Below are 17,051 nucleotides of genomic sequence, written 5' to 3' on the forward strand. Positions count from 1 at the left end.
TTGTTTTGAGACGGCTCCTTCTTTGTTGTCTTTTTTTATCATTCGTTGCCTTCAACGGATTTTAGCCCGTCACCAATGTGTATTTATCGCACCAGTTTGTCATTTCGAGTAACGAGAAATCCTTGCAAGTAGCTCCGTTCCTAATAGTCAATCTTTGTAGAGTTTCTTGCGAGGATTTCTCGTTACTCGAAATGACAAGATTGTCAGGAAATTCAATTTTAAATAAAAAAGCTATCCAAAAATATTTTTCGGATAGCTTTTTTTATTTCTTATAAAAATTATTGTGATCAATATAGTCCCAGACTTTAGGAGGTAAAAGTGGTTGAATATTTTTTCCTTCCTTAATGCTGTTTCGGATAAAAGTAGAAGAAATCTCAACAATTGGCGCATCAATAATATGAACCTTAGGATGCGATTTTAATTCAATATTTTCTTCTCCTTCAGAAATTCTCGGATAAACATAAATGTCATAGTGTTCCAAAAGAACTTCATAGTTTTTCCATTTATGCAGTGTTTTCAGATTGTCTTCACCCATAATCAGTGAAAAATCATGCGTTGGGTACTTTTCATGCAAATGAACCAAAGTATTTACCGTATAATTAGGCTGAGGTAATTTGAACTCAATGTCTGAAGGATTAATTTTTGGATAATCTTCTGTAGCCAGGTAAACCATTTCTAATCGTTGATGATCGTCTAATAATGTAGCTTTCTTTTTTAACGGATTATGCGGCGTAACAACCATCCAAATCTGATCTAAATCGGCAAACTCCGCCATATGATTGGCAATAATTAAGTGGCCAACATGAATGGGATTATACGTTCCGAAATAAAGGCCTATCTTCATAAAAGAGATTTTTTCATAATTCAAATAGTAATTGTTCTATTTAATTATGCTGTGGTATTAAAAAATAGCTTAGTAACGATTCTTTTTTGAAATCAAATAATCAATAGAGAATTTACCGCTTCCGGTAACCAAAAGAAGCACATAAAACAGTAAATACAGAATTCCCATTTCTTTTACATCGATTGGGTCAGCACCATGAATAACAAATACAGCAACCAGCATTGTAATTATTAAGGGCAGAGTGGCTAATCTTGTGGCTAAACCAATGAAAAGAAAAAAGGAGCACACTACTTCTGCAAAAACTGCAAGAGTTAAAGAAGCTGTTTTTCCTACTCCAAGCGGGTCAGGAAATTGAATTTCACCTCCTGCTAAAAGCATGTTCAGTTTAGATAATCCGTGAGAAATCATTAAGGTTGCAATAGCTATTCTAATGACAAGAATGATGATACTCAGGTAATTTTCGTTTCTTTTTATTTCAAATAAATTAATCATAATACAAATATTAATAGCAGTTTACATCCAATGCTAACGATTGTTTTTGTAAAATAGTATTGTTTATGGGGTCTTTAATCCTTATTTACGAAAGCTTTTACCAATTGATACGCTTCTTCTTTTGCTGTATCTAAATCGTAATTTTTGATAATTGTATCAAATTGTGGCGCAGTCGCTAATTCAACAGAGGCTTTTGCAATTCGCATATTGATTTTGTCATCACTTTCAGTAGAACGTTCTTTTAATCTGCGTTTCAATTCATCTACACTCGGAGGTTTTACAAAAACAGCCAAAGTCTGATCCGGAAATTTGTGTTTGATACGCAATCCGCCGGCAACATCAATGTCAAAAATCACGTTTTTGCCCAAAGCCCAGATGCGTTCAATTTCCGATTTTAAAGTACCGTAAAAATTATCGCGGTACACTTCTTCCCATTCCAGGAAATTTTCGGCTTTAATGTGTTTTTTGAATTCTTCCAGCGAAATAAAATAATAATCTTTTCCGTGTTCCTCTTCTCCGCGTGGGTCGCGTGAAGCCGCTGAGATTGAAAATTCTAAATTTAAATCCTCTTTCCCAAGTAAGTGTCTTACTATAGTTGTTTTTCCTGATCCGGATGGTGCAGAGAAAACAATTAATTTTCCTTTGTTCATTAATTTATGCTTTAGGCTTTAAGCAGTACGCTTTAAGCTTTATTCGTTTCGTTTTTCTGCCTATAGCCTATAGCTTAAAGCGTATTGCGTTTACAACACATTCAAAACCTGTTCCTTGATCTTTTCCAATTCATCTTTCATCATCACCACCAATTTCTGCATTTGAGCATGATTCGATTTAGAACCCATAGTATTGATCTCGCGACCCATTTCCTGAGTAATAAAACCTAATTTACGACCATTGGCTTCAGTGCCTTTTATAGTTTCTAAGAAATAATCTAAATGGTTCGTTAAACGCACTTTCTCCTCAGTAATATCCAGTTTTTCTAAATAATAAATCAATTCCTGTTCGAAACGATTTTCATCCACATTTACTTTCAATTCAGAAATTGCAGTCTGCAAACGGTCTTTGATAGCCTGAACGCGTTCCGGATCAAGAGCCAAAGCATCATTCATATATTGACGGATATTTCCAATTCTTAAGTTGAATTCTTTCTCAAGAGATTCACCTTCGTCTTTTCTAAAGGTTAAAATGTTTTGTAATGCCTCTTCAATGATTACCTGAATTTGTTCCCAATCGTTTTCATCGATTTCCTCGCGTTCCGTTTTTAGCGTATCAGGCATACGAACCGCCATTTTCATTAATTCAGTTTCATCGGCATCAGGATAGACCTCCTTTAGCTGAGCAATGTAGTTTTTTACAACAGGTACATTTACTTTAGTCGAAGTCTGTTCAGACGTACTTTCGATGTAAATTCCGAAATCAATCTTTCCTCTTTCTAATTTTGTAGAAATCTGAGTTCTTAAACCTAATTCCATTTCGCGATAAAGCGACGGCATTCTTACGTTCAGATCGAGACCTTTACTATTTAAGGATTTTACTTCAACGGTAATTTTTTTTGTAGGCAATTGCAAAGAAGCTTTGCCAAACCCTGTCATAGATTGTATCATATAATTGAGTATAAAGGCGCAAAGATAAATAAAACTTTGCTGTGTTGCGCTGTAATTCGCTAATCTGTTTTATGCTGAACGACTTAAAGTTTTTTTGCCACGAATTTCACGAATTTACACGAATTTAATTAGTGCGAATTCATTATTTCTCTTTTGCCACAGATTAAATGATTTTATAGATTTTACCAATCTGTGTGAATCTTTTTAATCTGTGGCAACTTTTAAGCTCAACAAATAATTCGTGTAAATTCGTGAAATTCGTGGCTAACTTTTTATTTTTCTAAAGCTTTCGTCACTTGCAATGTCACAGGTTGTGTATTACCAATGTAAATTTTCTCATCAATAATAAAAACCGGACGACTGATAAACGTATAATGTTCTAAAATGTATTTTTTGTAATCGTCTTCCGTTAAAGACTTATTTTTTAAATCCATCGATTTATATAATTGTGCTTTTTTGCTGAACAAAGCTTCGTAACTTCCTGCAAGCTTATGCATTTCCTCCAGTTCTGCTTCAGTAATAGGATTTTGTTTGATGTCGTGAAAAACCAGATTATTGTCTTTAGGCAAACTTTTAATAATTTTTCGACACGTATCGCACGAGGCTAGGTAATATACTTTATTCATTGTTTTTAATTTAAGAGACTACAAAGAAAATTCATTTAAAACTGAAAAATGCCTAATTTTAGAAAAAAAAATAAAATTATGAATTCAGTTTTTGAAGTACAAAAAACTATTAGAGCAATTCTGTCGAAGGTTTTAGATCATCATTCATTAGAGCAATTGAATAAAATTCCGCAAGGGTTTAGTAATAATTTGATTTGGAATATTGGGCATTGCATATCATCCCAACAAGTTCTAATTTATAAGTTATCCGGTTTGCCAACAATGGCTTCAGATGAATTTATCGCCAAATACAAAAAAGGGACTAAACCAGAAGGTGATGTTTCGCAAGCTGAGGTCGATGAAATCCGAAGATTGCTTTCTGCAACTTTACATCAGACAGAAAAGGATTTCCAGAATGAGGTTTTTGTTGATTATCATGAGTATACTACAAGTCTGGGTTTTACGCTTAAAAATATAAACGGAGCTTTAGATTTTAATAATTTCCATGAAGGAATTCATACCGGAATTATAATGAGTATTAGAAAGTTTGTTTAAAAGAAAATCCCGTCGCGCTATTGCTTGACGGGATTTTTTTATTCTACTATAGTTTCGATTGTTACTTTCATAGCGCCGGCACCTTTGTTTTTGGCGATTTCCATAAAAGCTCTTTTCGATAAGTCAAGTTCTCTTGTTTTTACAAACGGACCACGATCTGTGACTTTAACGATGACAAATTTTCCGTTAGCTTCATTGGTTACTTTTATTCGGGTACCAAATGGCAGTTTTTTGTGTGCTGCGGTATATTTGCTGTTATTGAATTTGATTCCGCTAGCTGTTTTTTTTCCGTTAAATCGGTCTGCGTAGTAAGAAGCGTGGGCATTCTTTTTATAAGGCTTTAATTTTAAACCTTTGTCTGTAAATACAGAATCAACCGGAAGGGCAAGTATGTCTGGTTTTACCATTTTTACTGTATCCAGAATGATTTTTGGTTTAGGTTCTGTTGTTGGTTTTGTTTGACTTATGACATAAGTGAAACAACTTAAAAAGGTTATGGTTAGTGTTGTGAGTATAATGTGTTTTTTACTTCTCATGGGTTATTCTTTTTTCAGACTTGGGGAGTTTGTACAAATAATATGCCGAGATAAAAAAAGCCCTATGATTTTAGGGCTTTAATTGGTTTTTAGAACCATAAGTTCCATGGAATTCTACTTAAAATAAGTAATAATCCTAATCCGTAATAGATAGCAAAAGTTTTAAATTTAGCTTCGCTATTAAGTAATTTTTTATGTTTTGACCATCCAATAGTGATCAGGGCGATCGCTATAAGGTTGATTAACGGGTGTTCTAAGGAAGTAAGTCTTAATTCTGCGTTAGACATTTGTCCAAAAGCGGCTTTCCCTAATGGAGACACAAAATAAAGAATCAAGCCAACTAATAATTGGGTATGCGTTCCGATTAAGGCGAACAATGCAATTTTGCGGTCTTTAGCAGTAAAATCTTTTTTTGATGTTACACCAATGATAGCATTTACAACTGCAACTAATAAAAGTAAAAGTGCTAAATAAGCCCAGCCAGAATGGAATTTTTGTAGAAAATGGTACATAAATTAATTTTTTTGTTGAAACAAATATAGCAAAAAAGGCATAAAAAAAACGGCATTAGACTAAAAGTCAATGCCGTTTTTTGGTATTTATTTAGATTCTAAATATTAGAAATCGTAACGTAGAGTAAAGTTCCATGTTCTTCCAAATCCGAAGAATACTTGATTCACGTTAGCAACCCCATTATAAAGCATTCCGTTTGAAGCGTAAGTTCCTTTTGATCCAACTGGTTGTCCAGTAGCGACAGGAAGATTATCATCAGCAAAAGTATTAGTTCTGGACTCAGCAATGTAAATTTTGTCAAGAACGTTATTTACGTTCAATCTGAAGTTTAAAGATTTGTCTTTGTTTTTACCAGTTAACATTTTGTAAGAGAAACCAGCATCCATCAGTCCGTAAGAAGGCAATTCTAATGCTCCTTTATTAGTTGGAGATGTAAAGTTTACCGGGCTTAATCCAGCATATAAATTACCATTGTAATTGTAATTAGCATCAACAGTTACTCTTGTTACAACTTCGTAAGAAGCTCCTAAAGAGGCAGTCATTTGTGCAGCATCACCTACTTTTACTTTGTCCATGTATACAGTTGCTGCAGTATATCCTGCAACCGGAGTATTGTCTGACTGGTTGTAAGCATTTACAGTAGCATTTCCTTTGTATTCCCAGATTCCGTAAGAGAACATACCTGTAACTTTTAATCTGTCAGTAATGTTTGAGCTACCTTCAAATTCAATTCCAGAGTGAACTTCGTTAAGACCTACATATTCTGTGTAAGTTGAGTTAGCAACAACAGTTGCTGAAGCTGGAAGAGCGTTACCTTTTAAGTATCTGTCATTCCATGTAGTATTGTAAACGTTTACCGTAGCGTTAAAGAATCTTGAACGGAAACCGTAACCAGCTTCAAATCCAGTGATTTTCTCGTTAGTAAGATTAGGGTTTACAGTAGATTTGTTGTTTGGATAAACTGAGTTAAAGAACGGTTGTCTTGAGTAGTATCCAGCATTAACATAAACATTGTTTTTCTCGTTGATGTTGTAGTTAGCTCCACCTTTTACGTTTCCACCTGTAAGGTTTTTGTAAGGAGTAGCTGCTAAAGGATCAGTTGATGTGTAAACAAAATTATCTTCTCTTTTGTATCCTTGTTGTGATATAGCTCCCTGAACGAATGCTGTTAAGTTGTCTTTAGCATATTCTAATTGAGTAAATACACCGTACCATTTTACATTACCAGTACTGTTGAATGAAATTTTCTCATAATCTTTCTTTTGGAAAACATTCCATTGAACATCAGTATCGTAAGTTGTAGTCAGATGTCTACCAGCTGGTTTTTGATCAGCAATAAAATTGTCATAATACTCACCTCCACCTAATAGGTTGTTCAAAACTGTATAGTGGTATCCTTTGTAAGTTCTTCCGTCAAAACCAAAATCTAAAGTCAATGTATTAGATAATTTTTTGTTTAAGTTGATTACTGCACCAAACCAGTCATGAGAGTTGATAGATGAAGTTTGTGAAATACCAGAAGTATTAGTGTTTGTTTGCGGGTTGTAATTATTTACATCTGAACCTGCATTAAAGTAAGAACTGTTTTGGTAAACACCACCAATTTGTTGTCTTTGTTGAAGACCAGTCATTCCTCCAATAGTAACTGGCTGACCAGCATTATAAGCATAGATTTTATCATAGTCTACTAAACCGTCCGGAGTTCTGAAAGCTACAAGGTCATTGTATCCTTTTCCTTTAATTCCTCCAGATGCACTAGCTCCTGCACCACGTCCCATAGAAGCATAAAGAACAGAAGAAAGTTTAGTTGTTTCGTTGATTTTATAATCCCAGTTGAAAGAAGCAACAGGTTTGTGGTAGTAATTTTTTCTGATGTTATATTCAGAACCATTCAAATATCCGTTATCAGCATTGTATCTGATGTTTGGATCACCATTATTACCATATTGTTGGTAAGTAGCAATTGTAGAAGCAGTAGATCTTTGGTTGTGCCATTGTGGAGCACCAGTTACAGTAAGTTGAAAGTCATGTTTACCGCTTTTGTTTGCATATCCTAAAGCTACATAATAGTTAGAACCTTCAAATTGAGTTCCGTTAACGTAACCATCTCCCATTGTTTGAGATAACAAGATAGAAGCAGAAAGACCGTTGTCTAATTTTCCAGTGTTGTATGAACCCTGAATTTTGAAGTTTCTTCCGTTACCAAAACCAGAAGCGAAAGATCCGCCTTCTTTTTTGTCAGAAGATTTTGTTACAATGTTAATAGTTCCTCCAACTGAAGGAGTTGCAAGTTTAGAAGCTCCTAAACCTCTTTGAACCTGCATAGCAGATGTTACATCAGATAAACCTGCCCAGTTACTCCAGTAAACAGAACCGTTTTCCATGTCGTTAACCGGCATACCGTTGATCATAACAGCAATGTTGTTTTGGTTAAAACCACGAATGTTGATTCTTGAATCTCCAAAACCACCACCTGATTTAGTAACATATACTGAAGGAGTGTTTCTTAAGATCTCCGGAAATTCCTGAGTTCCTAATTTTTCCTGAATTTCAGCAGCTTTAATTGTAGAAACTGCTACAGGAGTTTTTCTGTCTTTTGCAATATCGACAACTGTACTTTTTACAACAATTTCGCTTAATTCGTTTGAATTAGAAGTTAAAACGATTGTTCCTAAGTTAGTAGTTGTGCCACCAGATACTGAAAATTTTACAGTTTTGTTTTCGTAACCTAAAAAAGAAATAACGATTTCTCCGGTACTTGTTGTTGCGCTGAGAGTAAATTTACCATCAAAATCTGTAGAAGTAGCAGTTGTAGATCCTTTGATCACTACGTTTGCTCCCGGTAATGAACCACTACCGTCGGTAATCATACCTGTAATTTTTCCTTGAGAAAATGCGGTTGAAACAATCATGAACAATAGTCCAGTGAGTAACCAATTTTTCATTGTCTTCATTTGTTATTTAGTTTATTGTTTTTGGCAAAATTATAACATTTTAATCAGATAGTGTTATCAAAATGTTAAGAAAAATAAGTTTTATCTAATGTGTTGCGCATTAAAATGATTTTTTCTTTTTTTGTTAAATAAAATAACGATTTTTTGAATTTTTGAGCCTATAATTTGTTAAAATCGTAATGATTCATATTGTCTTGTAGTGCTAAACTTGCAATAATCAGTGCTTTAGGGGTATTTCGGGGTATATTTATACGAAAAAACGCCTTAATTTCTGTTAAATCAAGGCGTTTCAGTTTGTTGCGAAAAACTTTTTATTATGTTTTATTTATTCTTCAGGAAGTGATGGAGTAAAAATGAAGTCGAGCTGTCATGATTTTCCACAGTCCTGGTGTTAATTTCATGTAAAATAGAGTTAGCTAATTGTTTTCCTAGTTCAACTCCCCATTGATCAAAGCTAAAAATGTTCCAGATCACACCCTGAACAAAAATTTTGTGTTCGTATAAAGCGATTAATGATCCTAAATTTTTAGGAGTTAATTGCTGAATTAAGATAGTATTCGTTGGTTTATTTCCGGCGAAAACTTTAAATGGCAATAAGTAAGATGCCTTTTCTGCAGCAAGTCCTTGTTTGTCGAATTCAGCCTGAACTTGTGCTGCTGTTTTTCCGTTTAATAAAGCCTCTGTCTGTGCAAAAAAGTTAGACATCAGTTTATCGTGATGATCTTCGTTTCCGTATAATGGTTTTACAAATCCAATAAAATCAGTCGGGATTAATTTCGTTCCCTGGTGAATCAATTGAAAAAAGGCGTGCTGCGAATTGGTTCCCGGTTCTCCCCAGATAATAGTTCCGGTTTGATAGTTGACCGGTTTTCCGTCGCGGCCAACACTTTTTCCGTTGCTTTCCATAGTGGCCTGTTGCAAATAAGGAGCCAGTTTAGATAAATATTGTGTGTAAGGAATCAAAGCTTCGCTTTCAGCACCAAAGAAATTATTGTACCAAACGCTCAATAAAGCTAAGATTACCGGAATGTTTTCGTCGAATTCTGCCGTTTTGAAATGTTCGTCCATTTCGTTGGCACCTTTCAATAAATCATTATAATTATCAAAACCAATTGCAAGACTGATGCTTAAACCAACAGCGCTCCATAAAGAAAATCTTCCTCCAACCCAATCCCACATCGGGAAAACATTGTCCGGATTGATTCCAAATTCAGTTACTTTTTGAATGTTGGTAGAAACTGCCACAAAGTGTTTTGCAATATCTTCCTGAGAAGCTGATTTCAAAAACCATTCTTTAATCGTTTCTGAGTTGGATAAGGTTTCCTGAGTAGTAAAAGTTTTAGAAACAATAAGGAAAAGTGTTGTTTCAGGGTTCAGCTTTTTAATTACTTCATTAACATGGTCACCATCGACATTCGATACAAAATGAAGATTCAGGTGGTTTTTATAAAATTGTAAAGCTTCAACTGCCATAACCGGTCCAAGATCAGAGCCTCCAATTCCGATATTTACTACATCAGTAAAAGTCTTTCCTGTAAAACCTTTTCTTTCTCCCGAAATAACTTCGTGGCTGAATTGTTTGATTTTATTTTTTACTTCATAAACTTCTGGAATTACATTTTCTCCGTCAACTTTTATCACTGCTGATTCCGGTGCACGTAATGCCGTGTGCAAAACTGCTCTGTTTTCGGTCTGGTTGATAATTGCTCCGCCAAAATATTGGGCAATCGCATCCTTTAATCCAATTGAATTGGCTAATTCTAATAAAAGAGAGATGGTTTCCTGGCTGATATTGTTTTTAGAATAATCTACCAAAAAGTCATTCCATTGTAAATTGAATTTTTCAACACGGGTATTATCTTGTTGAAAAAGTTCTTGTATCGTAGTTTCGTGAATTGCGTTATAGTGATTTTGCAGATTTTTCCACGCTTCAGTCCCGGTTGGGTTTGTTGTGTTTAAAGCCATTTTATTTGTTTAATTGAGAATGTGGTTATAAAAAACAAAAATACTGAAATTAGTTTTAATAGGGTATGGGTTCACAATTATATAACAAATAGTTACGAAAACGATTTATGGACTTTTGGTTTTTGATTTTGTGGTTATGATAACAGCGCCATCATTTTCTTTGTCATTATATACGATGCGGCTACTGTTTATGTTTAAAAAATCAAAACTGAGTATTTCGTTTTTTTTGAGAGGTAATAGAATCGTGTCCCGTTCTTTGTTGTATTCAAAAGGAATTCCGTTGATTACAATTAAGGGACATTCGCCAATTTGATCTTTCTTAAAGGCATTGTTGACCAATTCTAATGCGAAATATTTGTTTTCTTCTGTGTCATTTAGAATAAAAGCCTTTGGTTTAGAGCATGCAATTGTTAGTGCTGAAGAAAGTAGTAAAAGAGCTCGTTTCATTAAGAAGTGATTGGGTGGGATATTGTTTTGAAATAACGTTTTTTTTACCAAATCTTCCACCATGGTTTTTTATTAATTTCTATTGTTTTCTTAACAATATCAATCTCTATTCTTTTTAATGGTTCAGTTTTAATTTTAGAATCATCAAAAAATAGTTCTCCAGTATCATTCATTCCAATAGGAGGTTTTGTTCTTTGTTTCCAGCTTTCAGTTTGTAATTCCGGAATTAAATCTAAATCAATTTTATCACTGAATTTTTTTCGTGCTTTTTCTATGATTTCTTCTTCTAAGTTTGAAGTTGAATTTTTTAGAAGTAATAAAGCATTATCGGGAATGTTTAAAAGAAGGACCTGTGTTTTGTTTTGGATTTTATAAACATCCAATACTTTAAAATAAGCAATAGTATCTAATAAAAAGTGACCGATTTTTGCCGAATCAGGATTGAATTTCGATAAATCTTTTGGATGGGCACTTGCAATTAAATACCTTAAATTGCCCGAAAGTCCTCCACCCATAGAAGTCATATCAGTAAAACCTTTTTCCTGAATGATTTGTCCGGTTCTGTAATTTGAAATTAGATCGTCAGAAAGAGTAGTGTCTCTGTAAAATAGTTTTAAGCCAGAAAAAGTTTCATTATAAATTGCTTTAAGACGAGCGTTTTTCATAATTCTTCTATTTTTAGAATTGAATTTTTAATACAAAAATTACAAATTCCCAATACTATCCAGTTCTCTTTTCAGCGGCTCGATTTGTTTCATAAAACGGGTTCTGTCATTTCCTGTCAAAGATTCTCCCGTTGGTAAGTTCAGTCTTAGGGCATCAACCTGAACTCCGTTTTGCCAGAAACGGTAGCAAACGTGTGGTCCGGTTGCTAATCCTGTGCTTCCTACTAATCCAATAGTTTGACCTTGCGTTACTCTTTGTCCTCGTTTTACTAAAATTCTGGACATGTGTAAATATTGAGTAGAGTAAGTTCCGTTGTGTTTTACCTTTACAAAGTTTCCGTTTCCTGCTGTATATCCTGTTGTTTCTACCACTCCCGAAGCAGTTGTTGAAATTGGTGTTCCTGTTGGTGCAGCGTAATCAGTTCCTTTGTGCGCTTTCCAGGTGTGCTGAACCGGATGAAACCTGTTTGCAGTAAATCGGGAAGTGATTCTGCTAAACTTGATTGGTGTTTTCAGGAAAAAGTTTTTCAGTGTTTTTCCCTGATCATCATAATATTCTACTTTTCCGGAAAGGGTGTCTTTTTTAAAGGGGAAAGCATATATTATTTTTCCTTTGTATTCAAAAAATGCCGCTTCCAGGTCTTCAACGCCATCATAGGTTTTGCCATTTATAAAGCGTTCTGTAAAAATTAAACCATAACGGTCTCCCTTTTTTAGTTTGAAGAAGTCAATAGACCATGAGAACACTTTTGTGATTCTGCTCGCTAATGCTGCTTCTACACTTTCGTTGCCTAAAGTTTCAGACAATGAACTTTTTAAAACGCCGCCAATGATTTTGCGTTTTAGAGTAACCGGTTTTACTTTTTTGTAAGCTTTTGCGATACTGTCTCTAAAGTCAACAACGTAATAAGTCAGTGCATCCGGCTGGTAAATAAAAACCTGAAGTTTATTAGTTTTGTTTTTAGAACGAAGAAGAGTGTACGGTTTGTGATATCGAATCGTTCTTACGTTGAAAGAATCCTTGATTTGCTCAACGACATCAAAAATTTTCTTGTCGCCAATATTTTGACGCTGTATAATAGAGCCAAAAGAGTCTCCTTTTTTTATCGTGTCATGAAGAACATTAAAATCAGCATAATTAAATCCAAATTCTACTTTTTTTGCTTTTGGTTTAGTGACTTTAATCTCAACTTTTTCAGCGGTTTTATTACATGAAAATAGTGAGAATAATATAATTATCAGTACGAATGCTTTTTTCAAACTTTTAAATTTTTTCAGGAAATTAAATGGTTGTTTCGTTTCCCCAATTGTACAATTCATCTTCGGTCCACAATTTAGGAAAAAAGATGCGTCTTTGGTATTTTGGGTGCATATATTTTTGCCAGTCACTACCTCCCGTCGCTTCACCATTGCCTTTACCGCTTTCCAGAATATATTTTCTTGCGGTATTCAGATGTTGCATTACCCAGGTAATGTTCACGGTTTTATCATAATGGCGCATAGCCTGAATTAGTTCCTGGTTTTGTTGGTCTTCGATAGGTAATTGCGTGAATTTTTGCCAGATATTTTTGGTTTTAAACGTCGCTATTTGTCTTAAAAACTGACCTTTGTATTTCTTTTCGAATTCCTGAAGTAAATACGATTTTTCTCCTGTCTGATAATCTTTTCCGGCAGCCTGCCAGTACAAATGCTCAAAGCTCGTTTCTAAATCCGTGTTTTCGTCAAAGTTTTCTTTGTATCTGCGATCTGTTAGATTGATTACGTCAGTCGAAGCAAATTCTATTAATCTGTATTGTGCGCTCTGAAAACCACTGGCAGGAGTCAGTGTATTTCTAAATTTCATATATTGATCTACATCCATTCCGTTTTCCATAATGCTGAAAGAATTCGTCAGCATATCAAAATATCGGGTGATTCTTGATAATCTCTCGCTAAAAAAAGCAACCTGAATATTTTCGGCGTCTGCTATCTGGTCAATTTCCCACAGGATCATTTTAAAAATCAATTCGTTTACCTGATGGTACATGATAAAAACCATTTCGTCAGGAAGCGTCGTGCGTTGTGTTTGTAAACTTAAGAGCGCATCAGTTTGAATGTAATCCCAATAAGTAATTGGTTTTGACCAAAGTAATCCTTCTAATTGAACCTCAGTTTTTTGATTTATAGCTTGGAATTTAAGGTCAATTTCTTTTAAAATTGATTCTGAATGATCAGTAGGGTTCATTATTTTTTTACTTTAAATGGATTTTTTAATCCTTTATATTCGTCAAGATCGGCTTTGAGTGATCCCACTGCCAAATCTGCTTTTATTCTAACCGGAACTTTGTTGTCGTCGTCTGTGATCCAGAGTGTTACACTTTCTTTTTCTTTAAAAACTCTTCCTGTTTGTACCAGAGGTTTAAACATCATGGTAGAAACGGTTCCAAATTTAGTTGTAATATCTTGACGGCCTACATATTTTAACTTAAATTTTGTGATTTCGTCGTCAAAAAACATATCAATTGTTACCGCTTCGCCTGGTTTAAGTTTGTCGATAGTAGGATGATTTCTCAGATAGTAAAAAGACGAAATAATGTCCTGAACATTATCCGTTACCATAATTGTTTTTTCGGTTTTACGCTTGTAGTCTTTTACTAAAACCTTGTTGTCGTTTTGGTTAAAAAAACCTTCTTGGTCTTTTGTGTAGCCGCCTTCGTTAATTTTTCGGACATAACGATACGGATTTCCGGTTTGTTTGTCAAAATAACTTTCGTATACATCTTCTACTTTAAAGAAAAATTTTGACATTCCGGTGGTATAACCTTTGCCAACAGCATGAAATACTTTTTTATTGCTTATTGTAGCGTCTTTTATTTCAAGTGTGGCATAACCTGCGTTTACAATTCCGTAGTGAATTCGGAATTTAAAGTATTCCCCAGTGTCAAAAGAATCTTCCTTCTGAGTATCGAAACTAAGGGTCGTGAGAATTAACATGATGAGGATTAATTTTTTCATAGTACAATTTTTACATTTCATTATAAAGATAAAGAAATGCAAATTCTATTCCAAATGTACCAAAACAAAAAAACTCAGTCAAGGAATGACTGAGTTTTTATGCTATTAACTAACCAAAAAACTATAAATTATGAAATTTATATCAATTCAGAAGGAAACCACCCCTTCTTGATTTGCGAGTGCAAAGGTATGTGGAAAGTTTAAAAAATAAATAGCAAAATTCGAGTTTAACATAACATTTGCATAAAAACCATCGTTTTATAGAGAATTTTTCTGCATAATGCAAAAATATTGCGATTTTACAATGTACCTCTCAATTCTTGTTCTCTTTCAATTGACTCAAAAAGGGCTTTAAAGTTCCCTGCGCCGAATCCTTTTGCTCCCATTCGTTGAATAATTTCGAAAAAAAGCGTTGGTCTGTCCTGAACCGGCTTGGTAAATATTTGTAATAAGTACCCATCTTCATCCGCGTCTACCATTATCGCCAGTTTTTCGATTTCATTTATATCTTCTTTCATCATTCCCATGTGTGCGCCCAATCTTTCAGGAATTGCCTGATAGTAGGTATGCGGCGGAGCAGATAAAAATTCGACACCTCTTGATTTTAAATCAGAAACGGTTTTGATAATGTCATCTGTTGCAATGGCAATATGCTGGATTCCCGGTCCGCCATAGAAATCTAAATATTCTTCGATTTGTGATTTTTTCTTGCCTTCTGCCGGTTCATTGATTGGGAATTTAATCCTTCCGTTCCCGTTTGACATTACTTTACTCATCAAAGCCGAATATTCAGTATTGATTTGTTTGTCATCGAAGGATAAGAAATTCACGAATCCCATAACATCTTCGTAAAATTTTACCCAGGTATTCATTTCGTTCCAACCCACATTTCCTACCATGTGATCGATATATTTTAATCCTGTTGGTGCCGGATTATAATCTGATTTCCATTCTTTATAACCCGGTAAGAAAACACCGTTGTAGTTTTTTCTTTCTACAAAAATATGAACGGTTTCTCCGTACGTGTAAATTCCGGAACGAACCACTTCTCCAAATTCATCTGATTCTACTGTTGGTTCCATAAAAGAACGTGCGCCGCGCTTCATAGTTTCTTCATAAGCACTTCTGGCATCTTCAACCCAAAGAGCAGCAACTTTTACTCCGTCACCGTGTTTTTTTAAATGCTCATTTATTGGAGAATCTGCATTCAAAGGGGTCGTTAGAACAATTCTTATTTTGTCTTGTTTCAAAACATAAGAAGCTTTGTCTCTTACTCCTGTTTCTAATCCGGCATAAGCCAATGATTGATAACCAAACGCTGTTTTGTAATAATGTGCCGATTGTTTTGCATTTCCTACGTAGAATTCTACATAATCTGTTCCTAATAAAGGAAGGAAGTCTTGTGCTCCTTCGAAGATTTTTTCTAATCCGTATTCTACTGATTTTACTTCTTTACTCATGATAAGTCCCCTAGCCCCCGAAGGGGGAATTCCTATTAGGGGTAAATAGGATTTTAGTTATAAATATTTTAATCTTAGATTCTTTTTAATCGTGTCAAGAATTTTTAATTCCCCCTTCGGGGGTTAGGGGGCTTCCGTCCAAGACTTATAGTATTGCCCATCATCTAATCCCATTGCTTCTTCTGTAACCATAAGTGGCCTGAAAGTATCAACCATAACAGCTAATTCGTGGGTTTCTTTATGACCAATACTGCGTTCCATTGCGCCAGGCGCCGGACCATGCGGAATTCCTTTTGGGTGTAAAGTGATATGTCCCTGCTCGATATTATTACGGCTCATAAAGTCGCCGTCTACATAATACAGGACTTCGTCTGAATCTATATTGCTGTGATTGTATGGTGCCGGAATTGCTTTCGGGTGATAATCGTAAAGTCTTGGGCAGAAGGAACAAACGACAAAAGTGGCCGTTTCGAAAGTTTGATGTACCGGAGGCGGTTGGTGAACGCGTCCCGTTATTGGTTCGAAATTATGAATCGAAAATCCGTATGGAAAATTGTATCCGTCCCAACCCACAACGTCAAAAGGATGTGTGGCATATACTACTTCGTGAATCATGCCTTCTTTTTTGATTTTAATTAAAAAATCACCTTTTTCGTCGTGTGTTTCCAGTTCATTAGGCAAAATAAAATCACGCTCGCAAAATGGAGAATGTTCTAAATGCTGACCCGACTGGTTTTTGTAACGTTTTGGCGTGTAGAAAGGAGAATACGATTCTACGTAAAAAAGCCTGTTTTCTGTCGTTTCAAAATCTATTTGATAAATAATACCTCTTGGGATAATCAGGTAATCACCATATTCAAAAGGAATGTTCCCTAACATGGTTCTTAGTTTTCCTTTTCCTTTATGAATGAAAAGCATTTCATCGGCATCGGCATTTTTATAGAAATAATTTCGAAGCGATTCTTTTGGTGCGGCAAGTCCAATGATGCAGTCTTTGTTGACTAGCATGGCTTTTCGGCTGTCTAGAAAGTCGTTTTCAGGTTTTAATTCAAAACCTTTAAAAAGTAATGATTTTATGTTTTTTCCGATTGCAATTTTGGGTTCAACGGAATAAGAATTTAAAATTTCTTTAACCTGCGTTGGTCTGTGAACATGATAAGATAGTGAGGAATGTCCGTGAAAACCTTCGGTACCAAATAATTGTTCGTAATAAAAACCTCCGTTAGGCTTTTCGAATTGGGTGTGTCTTTTTTGAGGAAAGTTTCCGAGTTTATGATATAATGGCATGGCTTTTCAATTAGATAATTTGTAAATTAGATAATTCGAAAAATTTGAATTGTGTGAACAGATAATTATATCAATATTGTAATTGACTAATTATCTCAATTCGGTAGTTTTACTCAGGATTTCTCTTGATAAG

At 34.8% G+C, this 17,051-nt stretch carries 17 protein-coding genes; 1 reads left to right on the forward strand and 16 read right to left on the reverse strand.

All coding sequences use genetic code 11. From position 1 onward, the window contains the following. Window positions 1–262: 262 nt before the first annotated feature. The 5 genes from nadD to B0A67_RS20315 form a co-directional block, all read right to left on the reverse strand. Window positions 263–844: a nicotinate (nicotinamide) nucleotide adenylyltransferase gene (nadD, locus tag B0A67_RS20295; protein WP_072964297.1), complete on the reverse strand. Its 582-nt coding sequence runs from the start codon at window positions 842–844 to the stop codon at window positions 263–265. A 69-nt stretch (window positions 845–913) separates the two neighbouring features. After that, a complete protein-coding gene (locus tag B0A67_RS20300; RefSeq protein ID WP_072964296.1) occupies window positions 914–1,336 on the reverse strand; it encodes a DoxX family protein in 423 nt (140 codons plus the stop codon). Between the two features lie 74 nt (window positions 1,337–1,410). Next, complete coding sequence (gene gmk, locus B0A67_RS20305) at window positions 1,411–1,986, reverse strand: guanylate kinase (RefSeq protein ID WP_072964295.1); 576 nt, start codon at window positions 1,984–1,986, stop codon at window positions 1,411–1,413. Between the two features lie 90 nt (window positions 1,987–2,076). Beyond that, window positions 2,077–2,937: a YicC/YloC family endoribonuclease gene (locus B0A67_RS20310; protein WP_041518608.1), complete on the reverse strand. Its 861-nt coding sequence runs from the start codon at window positions 2,935–2,937 to the stop codon at window positions 2,077–2,079. Between the two features lie 272 nt (window positions 2,938–3,209). Further along, window positions 3,210–3,563 (reverse strand): arsenate reductase family protein, encoded by a 354-nt coding sequence (locus tag B0A67_RS20315; protein ID WP_072964294.1) that lies wholly within the window; start codon window positions 3,561–3,563, stop codon window positions 3,210–3,212. A gap of 78 nt (window positions 3,564–3,641) precedes the next feature. Here B0A67_RS20315 and B0A67_RS20320 point away from each other — a divergent pair, with 78 nt between their 5' ends. After that, window positions 3,642–4,097 carry a DinB family protein gene (locus B0A67_RS20320; protein WP_072964307.1) on the forward strand — a complete coding sequence of 152 codons (456 nt, stop codon included), beginning with the start codon at window positions 3,642–3,644 and terminating at the stop codon, window positions 4,095–4,097. 38 nt (window positions 4,098–4,135) lie between these two features. Here B0A67_RS20320 and B0A67_RS20325 read toward each other — a convergent pair whose 3' ends face one another. The 11 genes from B0A67_RS20325 to B0A67_RS20375 form a co-directional block, all read right to left on the reverse strand. Next, on the reverse strand, window positions 4,136–4,633 hold the full coding sequence (locus B0A67_RS20325) for a septal ring lytic transglycosylase RlpA family protein (RefSeq protein ID WP_072964293.1): 498 nt from the start codon (window positions 4,631–4,633) through the stop codon (window positions 4,136–4,138). Window positions 4,634–4,722: 89 nt separating this feature from the next. Then, a complete protein-coding gene (locus B0A67_RS20330; protein ID WP_072964292.1) occupies window positions 4,723–5,145 on the reverse strand; it encodes a hypothetical protein in 423 nt (140 codons plus the stop codon). Window positions 5,146–5,250: 105 nt separating this feature from the next. After that, on the reverse strand, window positions 5,251–8,100 hold the full coding sequence (locus tag B0A67_RS20335) for a TonB-dependent receptor (RefSeq protein ID WP_072964291.1): 2,850 nt from the start codon (window positions 8,098–8,100) through the stop codon (window positions 5,251–5,253). Window positions 8,101–8,421: 321 nt separating this feature from the next. Further along, a complete protein-coding gene (gene pgi / locus B0A67_RS20340; protein WP_072964289.1) occupies window positions 8,422–10,065 on the reverse strand; it encodes a glucose-6-phosphate isomerase in 1,644 nt (547 codons plus the stop codon). Window positions 10,066–10,170: 105 nt separating this feature from the next. Beyond that, window positions 10,171–10,512 (reverse strand): hypothetical protein, encoded by a 342-nt coding sequence (locus B0A67_RS20345; protein WP_072964306.1) that lies wholly within the window; start codon window positions 10,510–10,512, stop codon window positions 10,171–10,173. Window positions 10,513–10,556: 44 nt separating this feature from the next. Then, window positions 10,557–11,177 (reverse strand): hypothetical protein, encoded by a 621-nt coding sequence (locus B0A67_RS20350; RefSeq protein ID WP_072964287.1) that lies wholly within the window; start codon window positions 11,175–11,177, stop codon window positions 10,557–10,559. A 39-nt stretch (window positions 11,178–11,216) separates the two neighbouring features. Then, window positions 11,217–12,437, reverse strand: coding sequence for a M23 family metallopeptidase (locus B0A67_RS20355; protein WP_072964305.1), 1,221 nt, complete (start codon window positions 12,435–12,437; stop codon window positions 11,217–11,219). 22 nt (window positions 12,438–12,459) lie between these two features. After that, entirely contained in the window at window positions 12,460–13,401 is a 942-nt protein-coding gene (locus tag B0A67_RS20360) for a tryptophan 2,3-dioxygenase family protein (RefSeq protein WP_072964285.1), read from the reverse strand. Next, complete coding sequence (locus B0A67_RS20365) at window positions 13,401–14,171, reverse strand: DUF3108 domain-containing protein (RefSeq protein ID WP_072964304.1); 771 nt, start codon at window positions 14,169–14,171, stop codon at window positions 13,401–13,403. Before B0A67_RS20365 ends, B0A67_RS20360 begins: the two co-directional genes overlap by 1 nt. 299 nt (window positions 14,172–14,470) lie before the next feature. Further along, window positions 14,471–15,631: a 4-hydroxyphenylpyruvate dioxygenase gene (gene hppD / locus B0A67_RS20370; RefSeq protein ID WP_072964283.1), complete on the reverse strand. Its 1,161-nt coding sequence runs from the start codon at window positions 15,629–15,631 to the stop codon at window positions 14,471–14,473. Between the two features lie 123 nt (window positions 15,632–15,754). Further along, on the reverse strand, window positions 15,755–16,918 hold the full coding sequence (locus B0A67_RS20375; protein WP_072964281.1) for a homogentisate 1,2-dioxygenase: 1,164 nt from the start codon (window positions 16,916–16,918) through the stop codon (window positions 15,755–15,757). Window positions 16,919–17,051: the final 133 nt, after the last annotated feature.

The sequence above is a fragment of the Flavobacterium aquidurense genome (assembly GCF_002217195.1).
GTDB classification, from domain to species: domain Bacteria; phylum Bacteroidota; class Bacteroidia; order Flavobacteriales; family Flavobacteriaceae; genus Flavobacterium; species Flavobacterium frigidimaris.